This window comes from Actinocorallia sp. A-T 12471 (assembly GCF_033875155.1).
Lineage (GTDB): Bacteria > Actinomycetota > Actinomycetes > Streptosporangiales > Streptosporangiaceae > Actinocorallia.
This window is the reverse complement of record NZ_JAWZTE010000004.1, coordinates 85,007-101,680: the sequence shown is the minus strand read 5'-3', so window position 1 is coordinate 101,680 and position 16,674 is coordinate 85,007. Positions and strand designations below refer to the sequence as shown.

Genomic DNA, 16,674 nt, shown 5'->3' with positions numbered 1-16,674 from the left:
CGGTTGAGCTCGTGTCCGTATTCGCGGCCGGTAATCCCCGCGCCGGTCAGCGCCGTGGCTCCCAGCGGAAGAGCCGGAACGCGAGCGTGACGGCGACCGCGATCCACCCGAGCGTCGGCGCGAGCAGGAGCAGCGCGTCCGGGAGCGCGGTCCCGCCGTTCCAGGCGCGGGCGGCCAGGTCGGCGGCGGCCCCGCCGGGCAGCAGCAGCTTGACGGCGGTGAGGTCATCGGTGCCGGTGATCCCCACCCAGATGGACACCGCGATCGTGCCGAGCACGACCGGCAATGTGGTGATCTGGGCGTGTTCGGGGGAGTTGGTGAGCCCGGCCGTCGCCAGACCGAGGCCGAGCATCATGCTGAGCACGCCGAGCACCGCTATCACGAGCAGCGGAAAAGAAGCCGGAACCGTTGCTACCACTGCTAGGACTGCGAGCAGCGCACTGATCTGGATCAGCGCTACCGCCGCGATCGGGAGCAGCAGACCTGTCAGGATTCCCGCGTCGCTCGCGGCCGTGGAGCGCAGCCGCTTCAGGAACAGGGTCTGCCTGCGGGACGCCAGGGTCGTCACGGCCGAGGAGTACAGGCCGAGCGCACCGACGGTGAACACGAGGACAGTCGCGATGTAGCCGAGGCCGCCGACGTCGGCGAACAGTTCGCGCTGACGGATGAGGAAGGCCGCCGACGCCGTCGGCAGCAGGAAGCCGGTGATCAGGACGAGCCGGTTGCGGAGGATCTGGGCGAACTCGCTCCGGGCGATGGTCAGCATGTTCCGTGCCTTTCCTGTGGCTAGCGGTCGGCGAGGGCGCGGAAGACGTCGTCGAGCCCTGTCGGGCCCGCCTCGAGGTCGCGCGGCTCGACGCCCGCGTCCCGCGCCCAGCTGAGCAGGGCGTAGAGGTCGTGCGGGAGGTCGAAGGTCTCGATGCGGAAGGAGCCGTCGCCGTCGGGGGTCGCGGGGGGAGGCGGGGCGGGGGAGGGGACGGGGAGGCGGAAGCGGATCTCGGCGGGCAGGGCCCGGGTCAGCTCGGCGACGGTGCCCTCCCGCTGGAGCGCGCCTTGGTGCATGAGGCCGATGCGGTCGGCGCGTTCCTGTGCCTCTTCGAGGTAGTGGGTGGTGAGGACGATCGTCGCGCCGTCCTCGCGGAGGCGGTCGACGGTCTGCCAGAGGGCGTCGCGGGAGCTGATGTCGAGGCCGGTCGTGGGCTCGTCGAGGATCAGCAGGTCGGGGGTGCCGTAGGCGGCGGTGGCGAAGTCGAGACGGCGCTTCTCGCCGCCGGACAGTTGGGCGACCCGCGTCCCGGCCTTGCGCGTGAGGCCGACGACGTCGATGACGCGCTCGGGGGCATCCGTCCGTCCGGAGAGGCGGCCGATGAGGTGGACTGTCTCCTTGACCGTCATATCCGGGGAGAAGCCGCTTTCCTGGAGCATGATCCCCATCCGGGGCCGGACCGCGCGCCGGTCGCGCGGGTCGCGTCCGAAGATCCGGACGGTCCCGGACGCGGGCGCGCGGTGGCCCTCGACCACCTCAAGGGCCGAGGTCTTGCCCGCCCCGTTCGTCCCGAGCAGCGCGTACAGCTCGCCGCGCCGCACCTGGAACGACAGGTCCCGGACGGCGTGGAAGCCGCCGTAGACGACGTTGAGGCCGTCGACTTCGATCACGTGTGCCATGCCGTCGATTCCACCCGCTGACGGCGTCGCCGGGCAGTGCCGTCACGTCATCGACACGGCATGACATATCCGCGGGCAACCCATGACACCACGTCACTGGCGGGCAGGGGGAACGCCGAGAATACTGGGGACGACCGGCGCGGGAGGGGGCCCGAATGACCACCGTGGTGCTCGCCGACGACGAGGCCCTGCTCCGCAAGGCGCTCGCCGCCCTCCTGCCCCTCGAAGGCGACGTCACGGTGCTCGCCGAGGCCGAGGACGGCGAAGCCGCGGTCCGGGAGACCCTCGCGCACCGCCCGGACGTGCTCGTGATCGACCTTGAGATGCCGGGCACCGACGGCCTCGCCGCCGTCGCGCGCATCCGCCGCGACCTCCCGGACCAGGTGATCCTCATGCTCACCAGGCACGCCCGCCCCGGCGTCCTGCGCAAGGCGCTGCGCCTCGGCGTCCAGGGCTTCGTCAGCAAATCCGCCGAACCCGCCCACATCACCGAGGTCATCCAGACCCTCCACGCGGGCCGCCGCTGGATCGACCCCGACGTCTCGGCCCTCGCCGTCATCGACGACAACCCCCTCACCGACCGCGAACTCGACGTCCTGCGCGCCACCCGCGACGGCTACTCCGTCGCCGAGACCGCCGCCCGCCTCCACCTCGCCGAAGGCACGGTCCGCAACTACCTGTCCAACGCCATGTCCAAGACCCAGACCCGCACCCGCCACGCCGCCGCCCGCTACGCCCGCGAACACGACTGGCTCTGACCCGCGCGGGACCCGGGGTCAGGCGACGTCGGCGGCGAGCGCGACGATCGAGCCCGCCATCTGGTCCATGAGGGCGTAGTGCGAGATGGTCGGGCTGTCCTGGGTGGCGAGGAACGCGCCGTCGAAGACGGCGAGGGCGTAATCGGCGAGGTGCTCGGCGATGCGCGCGGCCCGCGCCGCGCCCTCGGGCTGGAAGGCCGTCTCGATGATCGCGCGCAGGCTCGTGCGGCCGCGCGTGCGCACCCGCGCGACAGTCTCGCGTGACTCGTCGTCGCCGCTGAGCAGCAGCAGGATGAACAGCCGCAGGAACTCGCGGTGCTCGGGGAAGGTGTCGCTGACCTGCCGGAGCGCCGAACGCAGCGCCTCGGGCGGCGGGCCGGAGATCACGGCGGGCTGCGCGTCGGCGAAGAACCGTTCCGCGCCGCGTTCCATGACCGCGGCGAGGATGCCCGACTTCGACCCGAAATGCCAGTAGATCGAGCTGTTCGGCAGTCCTGATTCGCGCGCGATGTCGGCGATGGACGTCGCCGCGAAGCCGCGCTCGGCCATCAGCTTGGACGCCACGTCAAGGATCTCGCCGCGGGACCGCCTGCCCTGCGCGAGGCGTTTGTTCGTCCCGGCTCCACTCATGATCCCGAAGTTTACCGGGGTTGACTTCCGAGCGCGTTCGAGTAGCCTGCATCACACACTTCTGTCTGGAGTGTTCAGTACAGAACTTGGCGTCTGCGAAGGAACCACCCCATGAACACCTATGACGTCGCCGTCGTCGGCTACGGCCCCTCCGGAGTGACCGCCGCCAACTTCCTCGGCCAGTACGGCATCCGCACGGTGATCCTCGAACGTGATCACGACGTCTTCCCCCGGGCCCGCGCGGTCACTGTCGACGACTTCACGCTCCGCCTGTTCCAGACCGTCGGCCTCGACGCGGAACTGCGGGCGAACATGGACCCCAAGGCGGTGCTGCGCTGGAAGACCTACGCGGGCCGTGAGCTGCTGCGCACCTGCGACACCGGCGACGGCAGATACGGCCAGCCCGCCTCCTCGATGATCTTCCAGCCCGCGCTGGAGAAGACGTTGCGCGCGGGCGCCGACCGCTTCGGCGACGTCGTGGACATCCGCTTCGGCCAGGAGTTCCGTTCCCTGGAACAGGACGCGGACGGCGTCACGCTCACCGCCGCCGACGTCGAGACCGGCGCGACGAGCACGGTCCGCGCGAAGTACGTCATCGCGTGCGACGGCGGCGCGAGCGGCGTCCGCGAGCGGCTCGGCATCCCCCTCGAGGGCAGCACCGACCCGCAGCAGTGGGTCATCATCGACGCCAAGGTCAAGCGCTGGTGGCCGGAACGCGACCTGCTGACGTTCTGGTCGGACCCGGCGCGGCCCGCCGTCGACATCCCCCTCGCCCTCGACCACCACAGGTGGGAGCTGCCGATCCGGGCCGACGAGCCGCGCGAGAAGTTCGCCGACCCCGCCCACCTGTGGGAGCTGCTGCGCCCCTACGGGGTGACCCCCGACCATGTCGAGATCCTGCACCACGCGTTCTACCTGCACCACACCCGCCGGGCCGCGCGCTGGCGCGAGGGGCGTGTGCTGCTCGCGGGCGACGCCGCGCACATGATGCCGCCGTGGGCCGGCCAGGGCATGCAGTCGGGCATCCGCGACGCGCACAATCTCGCGTGGAAGCTCGCGCACGTCGTGCGCGGCACGCTGCCGGAGTCGGTGCTCGACACCTACGAGGTGGAGCGCGGCCCGCACGTCGCGGAGATGACCAAGCTCGCGCTCGGGATGGGCGTGATGATCGAGTCGCGCAAACCCGCGGTGATCGCCCTGCGCAACACCCTGCTGCCGCTGGTGAAGTACGTCCCCGGCCTCAACAAGTTCGTCGGCGAGTTCAAGTTCAAGCCGCTGCCGTCGGTGAAGCGGGGCTTCCTCACCGGCGCGGGCCGCCGCGGGCTCGTCGGGAAGATGATCCCCCAGCCGCGGGTCGCCCTGGCCACCGGAAGCAGGGTCCCGCTCGACGACGCGCTCGGCGACGGGTTCGCCGTCCTCGGGCTCGACGCCGATCCGCGCGCCGTCATGTCCGCCGCCGACCAGACGGCCTGGGCGGCGCTCGGCGCGCGGTTCCTGACCCTGCGCTCCCTCGGCGCGCCGCCCCGCGACGACGCCGACGTCATCGACCACCTCGGGGTCCTCGCCCCCTGGATGCGGGCCGCCCGCACCCGCGTCGTGGTGCTGCGGCCCGACCGGTTCGTGGTCGCGGCCGACCCGACCGGCCTGTCCGTCCCCGCCTGAAACACCACTCGAAAGGACACACGCGATGTTGAACTCGCTGAACTACATCGGCTTCACCTCCCCCCGCGCCGCCGACTGGACGACGTTCGGCCCCGAGGTCCTCGGGCTCCAGCTCGCGGGCGTGGCCGAGGACGGCACGGTACGGCTGCGGATGGACGACGCCGACTACCGGATCGCGATCCACCCCGGCGCGACGAACGAGGCGGCCTACCTGGGCTGGGGCGTCTCCTCCCCGGCCGACCTCGCGGTGCTCACCGAGCGTCTCGCCGCCGTCGGCATCAAGACGCACGCCGGAGACCCGGCCGAACGCGCGGTGGCCGAGCTGATCTGGTTCACCGACCCGTTCGGCCAGCGGCACGAGCTGACGTGGGGCCAGCTGACCCGTCCGGCGAGCTTCCACCCGGGCCGCGCCCACGCCGGGTTCGTCACCGGCGACCAGGGACTCGGCCACGCCGTCCTCATCGTGCCGGACCTCGCGGCGGCCGACGCCTTCTACCGCGACGTGCTCGGCTTCCGCCTGTCCGACCAGATCAACGCGCACGGCATGCGGATCCGCTTCTACCACTGCAACGGCCGCCACCACTCCCTCGCGCTCGCCGAGGCGCCGGGCGCGGTCGGCTTCCACCACCTGATGCTGGAGACCCGCTCGATCGACGACGTCGGCACGGCCCTTGACCTCGTGGACCCCGCCGACGTGACGATGGGCTTCGGCAGGCACGTCAACGACCAGATGCTCTCCTTCTACCTGCGCACGCCGTCGGAGTTCGAGATCGAGTACGGCTTCGGCGGGCTCGTCCTTGACACCGACACCGCCCATGACCCGCGCCAGTACGACTCCTTCAGCATCTGGGGCCACCGCTTCACCACCGGCGCGCCCACCCCGCCCGCCATCGTCCGGCCGTTCGAGGGGAGCGAGGCGTGATCAGCTCACTCGACGTCACCGCGGGCGGCCACCGGCTCCGCGTCCACACCACCGGGCGCCCCGACGCCCCCGCGATCGTCTGGCTGCACGGCTCGGGCCCCGGCGCGGACGGCCTCACCAACTGGGAAGGCGTCCTGCCGCGCTTCGCCGGCAGCCACTACAGCCTCGCGCCCGACCTGCTCGGGTTCGGCGACTCCGACCACCCCGACCCCGCCCCGCACGGTATGGCCGCCTTCACCGAGGCGCGCGCCAGGTCGGTCATCGCCCTCCTTGACGAGCTCGGCGTCAGCCGGGCGCATTTCGTCGGCAACTCGATGGGCGGCATGATCACGCTGACCGTCGCGTCGCTCGCGCCGGAGCGGGTGGGCCGGATGGTCCTCATGGGCAGCGGCGGCGCGCCGAACAGCCCGTCGCCCGACCTGATGAAGCTCATCACCTTCTACGCGGACCCGACCCCCGCCGCCATGGAGGACCTGCTCAGCTCGATGGTCCATGACGACGGGCTGTTCGCCGGACGCCTCGGCGAGATCGCGGCGGCGCGGCTCGCGCGGGCGGTCAGGCCCGAGGTCAGGCGCTCGCACCTCGCGACGTTCGCGCCGGGCATGCCGCCCGTCTCGTTCACGCCGGAACAGCTCGCGGCGCTGCCGCACGAGACGCTGGTGGTCCACGGCCGCGAGGACCGGATGCTGCCGTTCTCCGGCGGCCTCTACCTCGCAGAAAACCTCCCGAACGCGCGGCTTCACCTGCTGCCGCACGCCGGGCACTGGGTGCAGATCGAGCAGGCCGACGCCTTCGCCGCGCTCGCCGCCCTGTTCCTGACCGAAGGAGACCGGTGATGACGAGCGTGTGGGCCGACCTCAACCAGGTCGAGTTCAGCCAGGGATTCCTGCAGGCGGGGCCGTACCGCACCCGCTATCTGCGCGCGGGCACGCCGGGCAAGCCGGTGCTGCTCCTGCTGCACGGGGTCACCGGGCACGCCGAGGCGTACGTGCGGAACCTGCGCGCGCACGGCGAGCACTTCGACACGTGGGCGATCGACCTCATCGGCCACGGGTACTCCGCCAAGCCCGCGCATCCGCTGGAGATCCCGCACTACCTCGACCAGGTGCGGGCGTTCCTCGACACGATCGGCGCGGAGAAGGCGTACCTATCAGGCGAGTCGCTCGGCGGCTGGGTGACCGCGCGCTTCGCCCAGCTCAACCCCGACCGGGTCGAGCGGATCGCGCTCAACACCATGGGCGGCACGATGGCGAACCCCGTCGTCATGGAACGGCTGTACACGCTGTCGACGCAGGCGGCGGAGGACCCGAGCTGGGCGCGGGTCAGGGCGCGGCTCGAGTGGCTCATGGCCGACCCCGCCCTGGTCACCGACGACCTCGTCCGCACCCGTCAGATGATCTTCCAGCAGCCGGACTGGAAGATGGCGTGCGAGATGAACATGGCGCTCCAGCAGCCCGACGTCCGCCGCCGCAACATGCTCTCCGACGACGACCTGCGCGCCATCTCCTGCCCCGCGCTGGTCATCTGGACGACCAAGGACCCGTCGGGGCCGGTGGACGAGGGCCGCAGGATCGCCGGGCTGATCCCCGACGGCCGCCTCGCGGTCATCGAGAACGCCGGCCACTGGCCGCAGTACGAGCAGACCGCCGAGTTCGACAGGGTCCACCTCGACTTCCTGCTGGGGCGCTGATGGAGCCGGTGGACGTCCTCATCGCGGGGGCGGGTCCCGTCGGGCTCGCCCTGGCCAACCTCCTGGGCGGGTACGGCAGGTCGGTCGTGGTCGTGGAGGCGCGCGACGAGCTGATCGACTACCCGCGCGGCGTCGGCCTTGACGACGAGTCCTTCCGCACGGTCCAGGCGATGGGACTCGTCTCGGAGGTCTCCCGGCACACCGTCCCGCACCACATCGTCCGGCTGGTCAACGGGCGCGGGCGGGTGCTCGTCACCAACGACCCGGCGGGCGAGCCGCTCGGCTGGCCGCGCAAGCACGGCTTCATCCAGCCGCTGGTCGACCGGGAACTGCTCGGCGGCCTCGCCAGGTTCGACCACGTCGACGTGCTGTTCGGGCACGAGCTGACCGGCCTCGCCGATGACGGCGGCCTCGTCACCGCGACGGTGCGAACGGAGGCGGGGACGCGGGAGATCACCGCCCGCTACGTCGTCGGCTGCGAGGGCGGCAGGTCGTTCGCCCGTGGCTGGATGGGCGTGGAGTTCGAGGGACGCTCGCCGTCGACGCGGTGGCTCGTCGTGGACGTCGACCACGACCCGCTCGGCACCCCGAACGTGTACCTGGGGGCCGACCCGCGCAGGCCGTACGTGTCGATCGGGCTGCCGCACGGCATCCGCAGGTGGGAGTTCATGCTCAGGGACGACGAGCCCACCGAGCGCGTCACCGACCCGGCGTTCCTCGCGCGGCTGCTGAGGGACCACGTGCCCGACCCGTCGGCGCTCGACGTCATCGGGCACCGGGTCTTCACCCACCACGGACGGATCGCGAGCGCCTTCCGCAAGGGGCGGGTGCTGCTCGCGGGCGACGCGGCGCACCTCATGCCGGTCTGGCTCGGGCAGGGCTGGAACTCCGGCATCCGCGACGCGGCGAACCTCGCGTGGAAGCTCGCCGCGGTGCTGCGCGGCCTGTCGGACGACGCCCTGCTCGACACCTACGACAGCGAACGGCGCGCGCACGCCAAGGCGATGATCGACCTCAACATGACGGCCGGGTCGATCATGAAGTGCGGGCGGGCCGCGGGCGCAGTCCGCGACGTCGTGGCCGGGGCGCTGAACGCGGTGCCGTCGGTGAAGGGCTACTTCACCGACATGCGGTTCAAGCCGGTGCCGCGCTACCGCAGCGGGGTCGTGGTGGACCAGAGCAGCCGCACGCCGGGCACCGCCGCCGCCAAGGTCCTGCGCGGGCTCGCGCCGATGGTCGACGCGCCGGACAGGTCGTCGCCGGTCGGCCTCCAGTTCCCGCAGCCGTGGGTGCGCACCGCAGATCTCGGCGACGTCAGGCTCGACGACGTGCTCGGCGACTGGTGGGCGCTCGCCGCGTGGGGCAACGACCCCGCGCGGTGGCTCGGCGAGGAGGAGCGGGCCATGGCCGCCGCCTTCGGGATGCGGCTCGTCTGCTTCACCTCCGAGACCCAGCGCGCCTGGACGGAGCTCGCCTACCCCGGCGTGACCGTCGTCGGCGACGTGCGGGGCGAGCTCAAACGCTGGTTCGACGCGCGCGCCACCGGTGCGGTGTTCCTGCGGCCCGACCGGTTCGTCGCCGCCGCGTGCCTGACCCAGGAGGCGGGGCCGACGCTGCGCGCCGTCCTCGCCGCCGCGCGTTTCCGGAGGGCGGGCTGATGCCGACCGCGCTGGTGTGCCTGTCGCACAGTCCGCTGCTCGGGTCGGCGACGCTGCCGGAGGAGACCGAAGCCGCCCTGGCCGCGGCGCTCGCGCGGGCCGGGGAGTTCGTCGCGGAGTTCGATCCGACGCTCGTCGTGGTCTTCGCGCCCGACCACTACAACGGGTTCTTCCATGAGCTGATGCCGCAGTACTGCGTCGGGCTCGCCGCGTCGTCGGTGGGGGACTACGGGTCGGCGGCCGGGCCGCTCGACGTGCCAGCGCCCGTCGCCGAGGCCCTTGTGGCACACGTGCTCGACGACGGGGTGGACGTCGCGTTCTCGCGCCGGATGCTCCTCGACCACGGGGCCGCGCAGCCGCTGGAACTGCTGCTCGGCGGGCTCACCGCGCGGCCCGTCATCCCGGTGTTCGTCAACGGGGTCGCGCCGCCGTTCGCGCCGATGCGGCGGGTCAGGCTGCTCGGCGCGTCGATCGGCCGGTTCCTCGGCGGGCTCGGCGAACGCGTCCTCGTGGTCGGGTCGGGCGGGCTGTCGCATGACCCGCCGGTCCCGCGCTGGGCCGGGGCGACCCCCGAGCAGGCGGCGCTGCTGCTCGCCGGGCGCGACCCGACGCCGGAGGCGCGCGCGGCACGGGAGGGGCGCGTGCGCGACACCGCGCGGGCGTTCGCCGCGGGGACCGCGCCGATCCGCGACCTCAATCCCTCATGGGACGAGCGGTTCCTCGATCTGTGCGCCGCAGGCGCGCTCGCCGAGGCCGACGGCTGGTCCCCGGAGGCGATGACGGCGGAGGCCGGGGCGTCGAGCCACGAGGTGCGCACCTGGCTCGCGGCCTTCGCGGCGCTCGACGCGGCGGGCCCGTACGCCGTCCGCGACAGGTTCTACCGGCCGATTCCGGAGCTCATCGCGGGCTTCGGCGTCCTCACCGCGCGCACCCGCTGAGACCGCGCCCCCGCCGCCGGCGTCAGGGTTTGAGGCCGCGGTCGTAGCCGGGGTTGGTCGGGTCGGTGAGCGGGGGTTCGGTGCGCAGGTGAGTGGGGGCCAGGGTGCGTAGGGCGTGGTAGCCGACCACGACGATCAGGGTGCCGAGGGCGATGCCGCTGAGTTCGAAGGAGTCGGTGAAGGTGAGGCTGACGTTGCCGATGCCGATGATGAGGCCCGCGGCGACGGGGACGAGGTGGAGCGGGTTGGTGAGGTCGACCCGGGCGCGGATCCAGATCTGCGCGCCGAGCAGGCCGATCATGCCGTAGAGGATGACGGTGATGCCGCCGAGCACCCCGCCGGGGATGGCGGCGACGACCGCGCCGAACTTGGGGCAGAGGCCGAAGAGGATCGCGAAGGCGGCCGCGCACCAGTAGGCGGCCGTCGAGTAGACGCGGGTGGCGGCCATGACGCCGATGTTCTCGGCGTAGGTCGTCGTCGCGGGGCCGCCCACGGACGTCGACAGGACGGTCGCCGCGCCGTCGGCCATGATCGCGGTGCCGAGCTTGTCGTCGAGCGGGTCGCCGGTCATCTCGCCGACGGCCTTGACGTGCCCGGTGTTCTCGGCGACGAGCGCGACCACCACGGGCAGCGCGACGAGGGCGGCCGACAGGGAGAACTGCGGGGCGTGGAAGGGCGGAAGGCCGATCCAGTCGGCCCGCTCCACGCCCGACAGGTCGAGCCGCCAGTGGTCGACCGCCTCGTCGCCGCCGACGGGTGAGTGGATCATGCCGAAGGCAGCGTCGGAGATCCAGGAGAGCAGGTAGCCGAACGCGAGGCCGAGGAAGATCGCGATGCGCGACCAGAAGCCGCGCAGCACCACGAGGGCGAAGCCGGTGAAGAGCATGGTGAGCATGGCTGTCCACTGGTCCTGCGGCCAGTAGGTGCCCGCGGTGACGGGGGCGAGGTTGAAGCCGATGAGCATGACGACCGCGCCGGTCACCACGGGCGGCAGGACCGCGTGGATGACGCGCGCGCCGAGCGCCTGGACGATCGCGCCGAACACCAGCAGCACCGCGCCGACGACGAGCAGCGCGCCGGTGAGGGTCGCCGCGTCGCCGCCCTGGGACGCGATGACGCCCGCGACGCCCACGAACGACAGGCTGCTGCCGAGGTAGCTGGGGATGGCGCCCCGGGTGATGAGCAGGAACACGATGGTCGCCACGCCGGACGCCATCACCGCGAGGTTGGCGTCGAGGCCCATCAGGATCGGCGCGACGAAGCACGCGCCGATCATGGAGACCACGTGCTGCGCGCCGAGGCCCGCGGTGCGCCCCCACGTCAGCCGCTCGTCGGGTCTGACGACCTCGCCCGGCGCGAGGTGCTTGCCGTCGCCGTGCAGTTTCCAGCCGAAGCCCGCCATGCCCCCATCCTTGTGGGAACCGGGGCCGACGGCGCTCATCACGGGCCCGACGGCGCGTCAGCTCAGCCGGAGGCGTGGGCGCGGGCCCGCTCCCACATGCGGAGATATGCCTCGGGCCCGTTGGCGAGGTCCTCGATCATCGCGGGAGGCGCGGTCCTGCGCAGGTCCTCGAGCCAGTCGGGCATGAGGCCGTAGTTGGCGACGCCCTCGGTGTTGTAGTCCCAGGTGCGGACGCCGGTCGTCAGCCGGTCGAAGGTGACGTCCGGGTCGAAGACCGAGGTGAACGGGTAGGTGACGGCGGAGCCGGGGCGCGGTCCCGGGAGGCTGGCGAAGCCGTTGGCGTCGAGGCCGACGCCGTAGCCGAACAGGTGGTCCGGGTCGGACGCGGCCTTCAGCGTCCGCCAGTAGTTGACGGCGCTGTCGGGGCGCGGCTGGATCTGCGTCGCCATGCCGCCGAGCCGGTAGACACGCGGCAGGAAGGAGGGGTCCGTCCAGTTGTGTGAGGAGATGACGCCGCCGTAGCCGATCTTCTCCAGCAGGGTGAGCGTCTGGTTCGCGGCCTTGGCACTCATATGGTCGATCTCCACGATCATGCCGCGTTTCGCCATGCCGCGCAGCGTGTACTCGCCGAGCGCGGTGAGGCCGTTCTTGTTGCAGTGCGGGCCGTCGGGGTAGTTGGGCAGGCCCTTCAGCGGGACGTCGAGCCAGGTGCCGAGCGGGGCGGGCAGCGAGCGCGCGGACATGAGGGTGTTGTCGGGCGGGCCGGTACAGGGCTCGACCTGCCAGAACCGTCCGGTGCTGAGCAGATTGCCGCCGTTGACGAGCAGGCCCGCGGTGCCGCCGTCGAAGCGGACGCCGCACAGCGCGTTGTCGAACTTGTGGCACAGGAACATGCTGGAGACGCCCATCGCCTTGACCTCGTCGAGGCCGCGGTCGATCTTGGCCTTGGTGCACTTGGGGACGCCGAGGAACACACCGCAGCCGAACGGCTCGGACACCTCCATCCCGGTGACGACCGCGAGCTTGCCCTGGGCGATGACCTGCCGCGCCTGCTGGGGTGAGGTGACGAGCCGGAACCAGCCCTTGCCCGGGCCGCCGTTGAGGCCGTCGATGTAGGTCTGCATCTCGCGGGCGCGGCGCATCTCGAGACGGACGGTGTCCATCTCGTCGCAGGGGTTGAGCTTGAGCGGGTACACCCCGCACAGGATGCGGTTGGCGACGAGCTGGTCGACCAGGACGCGCAGGCCGCCGCGCCAGGCCCGTTCCAGCCACGTGTGGTACATCATCTGGTGCGTCTGGGAGTCGTGCGCCGGCCAGTAGGTGAAGGTCGGGTAGCCGTCGGTGGCGTGCTCGCCGGTGACCGTGCCGTGCATGAAGAAGTTCTCGATGACGGCGTACTGGCCGTTCGGCCCGTGGTCGGGACAGTCGCGCAACGCCTCCTCGATCCCGTCGGGATGGAACGGTTTGCCGCAGATGATCCGTCCGCCCATGTTCTCGTGGCCCTCGACGTGCGTGTGCGCGTCGAGGATTCCGCGCACCGGCGCTTGGCTCCCTTCGGCGTGCGCGGGCACGGCGACCAGCGCCGACACCATGACCAGGACCGCAAGACCCGCCAGAACCCGCCACATCCTCCGCATAACGTGAGAGTAGTTCGCCTTCTTGGTTCCGAGAGGGCCCAATGGGTGGCCGGGTTTGTCCGGTGCTCGACCCTCTCGCGTCCGGGTCTTAGGTATTAAGATAATATCTTTTGGGTTCTGTTCGGGTGGTGCGAGGAGGGTGTCATGAGCGCGTCTGGCGGGGGGTCGGGGGCGCTGCCGCCGCCGTCACACGGGTTCGGGTGGCGGCGGGTGGTCGGCTTCGGGCCGGGGCCGTGGGCTCCGGGGCAGGCTCTCGCCGTGATGGCGGTTGCGCTGGCGACGTTCGGGTCCGTCTATCTGTGGCAGGGCGTGGTGGCGGGGGTCGCGGCCTTCATCGGCAGCTGGAACTTCCTGCTCGAGCGGTACACGCCGCACGCGCACCGGAGGTTCGCGACAGGGGTGATCGGCGTGGTGCTCGTCGCCGTCACGCTGCTCGGTTTCACCCTGTCGGTGCTCGGGGCGGCCTGGTGGGTGTTCGTCCTCGTCATGACGGGGTTGGCGTTCTGCGCCTACCTCGTGTGCGGGGCGCTCCAGGCGGGTCCGCCCGGCGGGTTCATGTACCTGCTCGCGCTCTCCCTTACGGCGGTGATCCCGGCTGAGGTCGGTGACTTGCTCCCGGTGGGGCTCTGCGGGCTCGGTGGCGCGGCGGTGGGCTGGCTCGCGGTGTGCGCATCGACCCGTTTCGGGAAGTTCCACGCGGAACGGGTGGCCGTCGCGCAGCTGTACGGCGCGTTGGCGGCGCTGCTGCGGGCGGAGTCCGCGCCGGAACTCGTCGCGGCGAGGCACCAGGCGGCGAGCGCGCTGGACGCCGCGCGCAAGGCGGTCCGGCGCTCGGTGACGGGTTCGCCAGCGCGTGCCGAGGCGGAGTTGCGGTTGCGTGAGCTCGTGCACCTAGCAGCGCTCGCGATCGCAGCCGCTGGTTCCCTGCCGCCCGGCTTGCGCGGGCTGCGCGCGCCTTACGCGGAGCGCGCCGAGCTGACGGGCGCCGGCGTCGCCCGTGGCGTGTACCCCGCGAACGGCGCGCCGGAGCTTCCGCCACTTCCGGACGACCCCGGCCTGCGTGCCCTGCCTAGCGCGCTTCCCGCGCAGGACGACCCCAGCTTGCGTGCCCTGGATAGCGCGCTTCGTGAGATCGGTGAGGTGGCGGTTCGCAAGGTGCCGCGTCGGGTCGGGGGTGAGCGGCGTTATCCGCCGCTGTTGCCGACGCTGCGGGCTGCGCTGTCGCCGGGGAGTCCCGCGCTGCGGCACGCGGGGCGGGTCGCCGTCGCGGTGCTGGTGACCGGGCTCGTCAACGAGGCGTTGGGGCTCGGGCACCCGATGTGGTCGATGACGGCCGCCGCGTCGGTGCTCCAGGCGACTCCCACCCATGTCACGCTCACCCGGGGCGTTCAGCGGTGCGTCGGCACGCTGCTCGGGCTCGTCCCGACGGCGTTGCTGCTCGACGCCGGGCCGAGCACCGGCACCGTCGTCGTGCTGTCGTCCATCGCGGTGGGGCTGGCGCAGCCGCTGCTGATCAAGCACGGCGCGCTGGCGATGGTCGTGCTCACCCCGGCTGTCGTCCCCCTGGCACACGGGGACGGGCTCGTCGCCGACAGGTTCTGGGACACCGTGCTGGGGGCGGGTGTGGCCCTGGTCTGCACGCTCGTCCTGTGGCGCACGCCGAGCGGCGCGCACCTGCGCGACGCGGTCGCGGCGGCGATCCGCGCGATGGGCGAGGCCGCGACGCGGCCCGCGCCCGCCGCCGACGATCCGCACCGGGTCCGTCAGGTGCTCGCCCCGGTGCTCGCCTCGGCGCAGGTGCTGCACGGCGCGCTCGCCGACCTCGGCCCCCGCCGCGAGGCGCACGCCCTGTGGCCCGCCCAGCTCGCCCTCTACCGCCTCGGATACGCGCTGCTCGCGGGCCCCGCCGCCGAGCGGCACGCGGGCGAGCTGCGCGGCGTCTTCGCCCACCTCGAGGACGCCGCACGCCACGGCAGGGCCCCGCACCCCACGGAACCGCCCCCGGGCTGGGGCACGCCCGAGACCAGGGACGGCATGCGCGACCTGGCCCACGCCCTCACCGCCGCCGCCCGCTGACGAGATTTGCACACAACGAGCAAATTTGCGCGTAGAGTGCAATCATCGGCGAGTGGGGAGTGGGATGACGGACAAGCGGGCGCTCGGGGTCAGGGAGCGCAACCGGCTGTCGATTCTGAACGCGGCGCGCGAGGTGCTCGAGGCCGACCCCGAGGCGAGCATGGACGACATCGCCGCCGTGGCCGGGATGGTGCGCCGCACCCTGTACGGGCATTTCCCGACCCGGCAGGACCTGGTCGGCGAGCTGGTCAGGGCGGGCGCGCGTGAGTTCGTCGCGGACCTCGGCGAGGTCGACGTGACGGCCCGCGACCCCGCAGAAGAGATGGCCGCGCTCGTCCTGCGCACCTGGGGGGCCGCGGACCGCTTCGCCAAGGTGATCGCGCTGGCCAGGCGCGGCGCGGACGGCACGCTCCTTGCGGAGATGGAGCCGTTCAACGCTGTCGTCGCGCGGCTGATCGCGCACGGGCAGCGGCACGGGGTCTTCACCAACGACCTCGCCCCCCACATGCTCGCGCGGGTGCTGGAGAGCGGCGCGCTGGCGTTCCTGGCGGCCAGGTCGGACGGGAGCTGGGACGGCGACGCCGCCGACGTGGCCCGCACCCATCTGCTGCTGCTCGGCGTCCCCGTCGCCCAGGCCCGTGCCGCCGTCCGCACCGCGACCGCCCGTGAACGGAGTTCCGATGAGATATGAGGTCAGCGCCGCCGACCGGGCCCCGATGCCCGTCAGCTACGCGGGCGAGCCGCGCTACCTGGGCTACCGCGCGGCCGAACGGTCCCTGCCGTACGCCGGGTTCTTCCAGGCCGCCACCCGGCCGATCCAGGAACACGTCGTGCACGCGCTGGTGGGCGGGAGGGCCCCGGCGGAGTTCGGCTACGGGGTGGACGAGGTGGCCGACCGGCTCGCCCGTCCGGGGTACGAGCGGCTGGAGACCGGCTGGACCCGGCTGCCCGGCGGGGTGGTGATGGTCGCGGTCCACACCCCGATGCCCGACGTCACCGCGGCCATGTGGGACTGGTGGTTCGGCTGGCACGGCCGCGAGACCGCCCGCTACAAGCTCTGGCATCCCGACGCCCATCAGTACACCGGCCTCGGCGAGGACCGCTCCGCCGACCGGACGCTGACCGACCGCCAACGCTACGTCGGCAACGTCTCCTACGTTGACGAGTACGTCGGAGGCCGTCTCCAGCGGCTCGCCATCCGCTTCGTGGACCCGGAGAAGATGGGTATCGCCCCCGCCCCCGCCACGACCCACATCTGCGCCCGCGTCACGCTCAGCGCCCACCCCGTGGCGATCGGCTGGCTCGTCCACCAGGTGCGGCCCACCGGGGAGGGCAGCGAGATGCGCTCGCGGTTCTTCCTCGGCGACGCCGCCACGCTGCGCCTGCCCGGACGTGCCCTGCCGCCAGGACCCGCCGCGCGGCTGCTCACCTCACCGGCCGGCCGGGCCGTGGGCGGCGCGCTCGTGCCGAAGGCGGCCCCGCGCCTCATGCCCGCTGACACGGGCGGCGCGATGATCCACCACTGCGCCGCCGAGATGAACCACCTCGCCGGTTTCCTCCCGCGGCTGTACGAGAGGTTCTGGGACACTCCCTGAAAACGCCGCGGAGTGGGGAGGAGTACGAGACCCCTGCCCAC

Annotated in this window: 15 protein-coding genes; 10 read left to right on the top strand and 5 right to left on the bottom strand. The window is 72.3% G+C overall.

Annotated elements, in window-relative coordinates; all coding sequences use genetic code 11:
* Positions 1-46 precede the first annotated feature (46 nt).
* Positions 47-766, bottom strand: coding sequence for an ABC transporter permease (locus tag R9X44_RS12795; RefSeq protein ID WP_319814317.1), 720 nt, complete (start codon positions 764-766; stop codon positions 47-49).
* Positions 767-786: 20 nt separating this feature from the next.
* A complete protein-coding gene (locus R9X44_RS12790) occupies positions 787-1,665 on the bottom strand; it encodes an ABC transporter ATP-binding protein (RefSeq protein ID WP_319814316.1) in 879 nt (292 codons plus the stop codon).
* A 155-nt stretch (positions 1,666-1,820) separates the two neighbouring features.
* On the opposite strand from R9X44_RS12790, the gene R9X44_RS12785 reads away from it, so the two are divergent.
* Complete coding sequence (locus tag R9X44_RS12785) at positions 1,821-2,423, top strand: response regulator transcription factor (protein ID WP_319814315.1); 603 nt, start codon at positions 1,821-1,823, stop codon at positions 2,421-2,423.
* Between the two features lie 18 nt (positions 2,424-2,441).
* Here the strand turns inward: R9X44_RS12785 and R9X44_RS12780 are convergent, their stop codons facing one another.
* On the bottom strand, positions 2,442-3,053 hold the full coding sequence (locus tag R9X44_RS12780) for a TetR/AcrR family transcriptional regulator (RefSeq protein WP_319814314.1): 612 nt from the start codon (positions 3,051-3,053) through the stop codon (positions 2,442-2,444).
* 111 nt (positions 3,054-3,164) lie between these two features.
* Between R9X44_RS12780 and R9X44_RS12775 the strand changes: the two genes are divergently transcribed.
* The 6 genes from R9X44_RS12775 to R9X44_RS12750 are packed head-to-tail and all read left to right on the top strand — an operon-like array spanning position 3,165 to position 9,923.
* Positions 3,165-4,715 carry a bifunctional 3-(3-hydroxy-phenyl)propionate/3-hydroxycinnamic acid hydroxylase gene (locus tag R9X44_RS12775; protein ID WP_319814313.1) on the top strand — a complete coding sequence of 517 codons (1,551 nt, stop codon included), beginning with the start codon at positions 3,165-3,167 and terminating at the stop codon, positions 4,713-4,715.
* 25 nt (positions 4,716-4,740) lie between these two features.
* Positions 4,741-5,637 carry a VOC family protein gene (locus tag R9X44_RS12770; protein ID WP_319814312.1) on the top strand — a complete coding sequence of 299 codons (897 nt, stop codon included), beginning with the start codon at positions 4,741-4,743 and terminating at the stop codon, positions 5,635-5,637.
* The gene (locus R9X44_RS12765) at positions 5,634-6,473 is read left to right on the top strand and encodes an alpha/beta fold hydrolase (protein ID WP_319814311.1); all 840 of its coding nucleotides are present in this window, start codon (positions 5,634-5,636) and stop codon (positions 6,471-6,473) included. Before R9X44_RS12770 ends, R9X44_RS12765 begins: the two co-directional genes overlap by 4 nt.
* Positions 6,473-7,327, top strand: a complete 855-nt coding sequence (locus tag R9X44_RS12760; RefSeq protein ID WP_319814310.1) for an alpha/beta hydrolase — start codon at positions 6,473-6,475, stop codon at positions 7,325-7,327. The genes R9X44_RS12765 and R9X44_RS12760 overlap by 1 nt, the downstream gene beginning before the upstream one ends.
* Positions 7,327-8,985, top strand: a complete 1,659-nt coding sequence (locus R9X44_RS12755) for a bifunctional 3-(3-hydroxy-phenyl)propionate/3-hydroxycinnamic acid hydroxylase (RefSeq protein WP_319814309.1) — start codon at positions 7,327-7,329, stop codon at positions 8,983-8,985. The genes R9X44_RS12760 and R9X44_RS12755 overlap by 1 nt, the downstream gene beginning before the upstream one ends.
* Positions 8,985-9,923: a 3-carboxyethylcatechol 2,3-dioxygenase gene (locus R9X44_RS12750; RefSeq protein ID WP_319814308.1), complete on the top strand. Its 939-nt coding sequence runs from the start codon at positions 8,985-8,987 to the stop codon at positions 9,921-9,923. Before R9X44_RS12755 ends, R9X44_RS12750 begins: the two co-directional genes overlap by 1 nt.
* 22 nt (positions 9,924-9,945) lie before the next feature.
* Here R9X44_RS12750 and R9X44_RS12745 read toward each other — a convergent pair whose 3' ends face one another.
* Positions 9,946-11,325: a uracil-xanthine permease family protein gene (locus R9X44_RS12745; RefSeq protein ID WP_319814307.1), complete on the bottom strand. Its 1,380-nt coding sequence runs from the start codon at positions 11,323-11,325 to the stop codon at positions 9,946-9,948.
* A 62-nt stretch (positions 11,326-11,387) separates the two neighbouring features.
* Positions 11,388-12,962, bottom strand: coding sequence for a Coagulation factor 5/8 type domain-containing protein (locus tag R9X44_RS12740; RefSeq protein WP_319814306.1), 1,575 nt, complete (start codon positions 12,960-12,962; stop codon positions 11,388-11,390).
* Between the two features lie 144 nt (positions 12,963-13,106).
* Between R9X44_RS12740 and R9X44_RS12735 the strand changes: the two genes are divergently transcribed.
* The 3 genes from R9X44_RS12735 (at position 13,107) to R9X44_RS12725 (ending at position 16,633) form a co-directional block, all read left to right on the top strand.
* Entirely contained in the window at positions 13,107-15,038 is a 1,932-nt protein-coding gene (locus R9X44_RS12735) for an FUSC family protein (protein ID WP_319814305.1), read from the top strand.
* Positions 15,039-15,102: 64 nt separating this feature from the next.
* Positions 15,103-15,729: a helix-turn-helix domain-containing protein gene (locus tag R9X44_RS12730; protein WP_319814304.1), complete on the top strand. Its 627-nt coding sequence runs from the start codon at positions 15,103-15,105 to the stop codon at positions 15,727-15,729.
* The gene (locus R9X44_RS12725; protein WP_319814303.1) at positions 15,719-16,633 is read left to right on the top strand and encodes a DAPG hydrolase family protein; all 915 of its coding nucleotides are present in this window, start codon (positions 15,719-15,721) and stop codon (positions 16,631-16,633) included. The genes R9X44_RS12730 and R9X44_RS12725 overlap by 11 nt, the downstream gene beginning before the upstream one ends.
* The last annotated feature ends 41 nt before the right edge of the window (positions 16,634-16,674 follow it).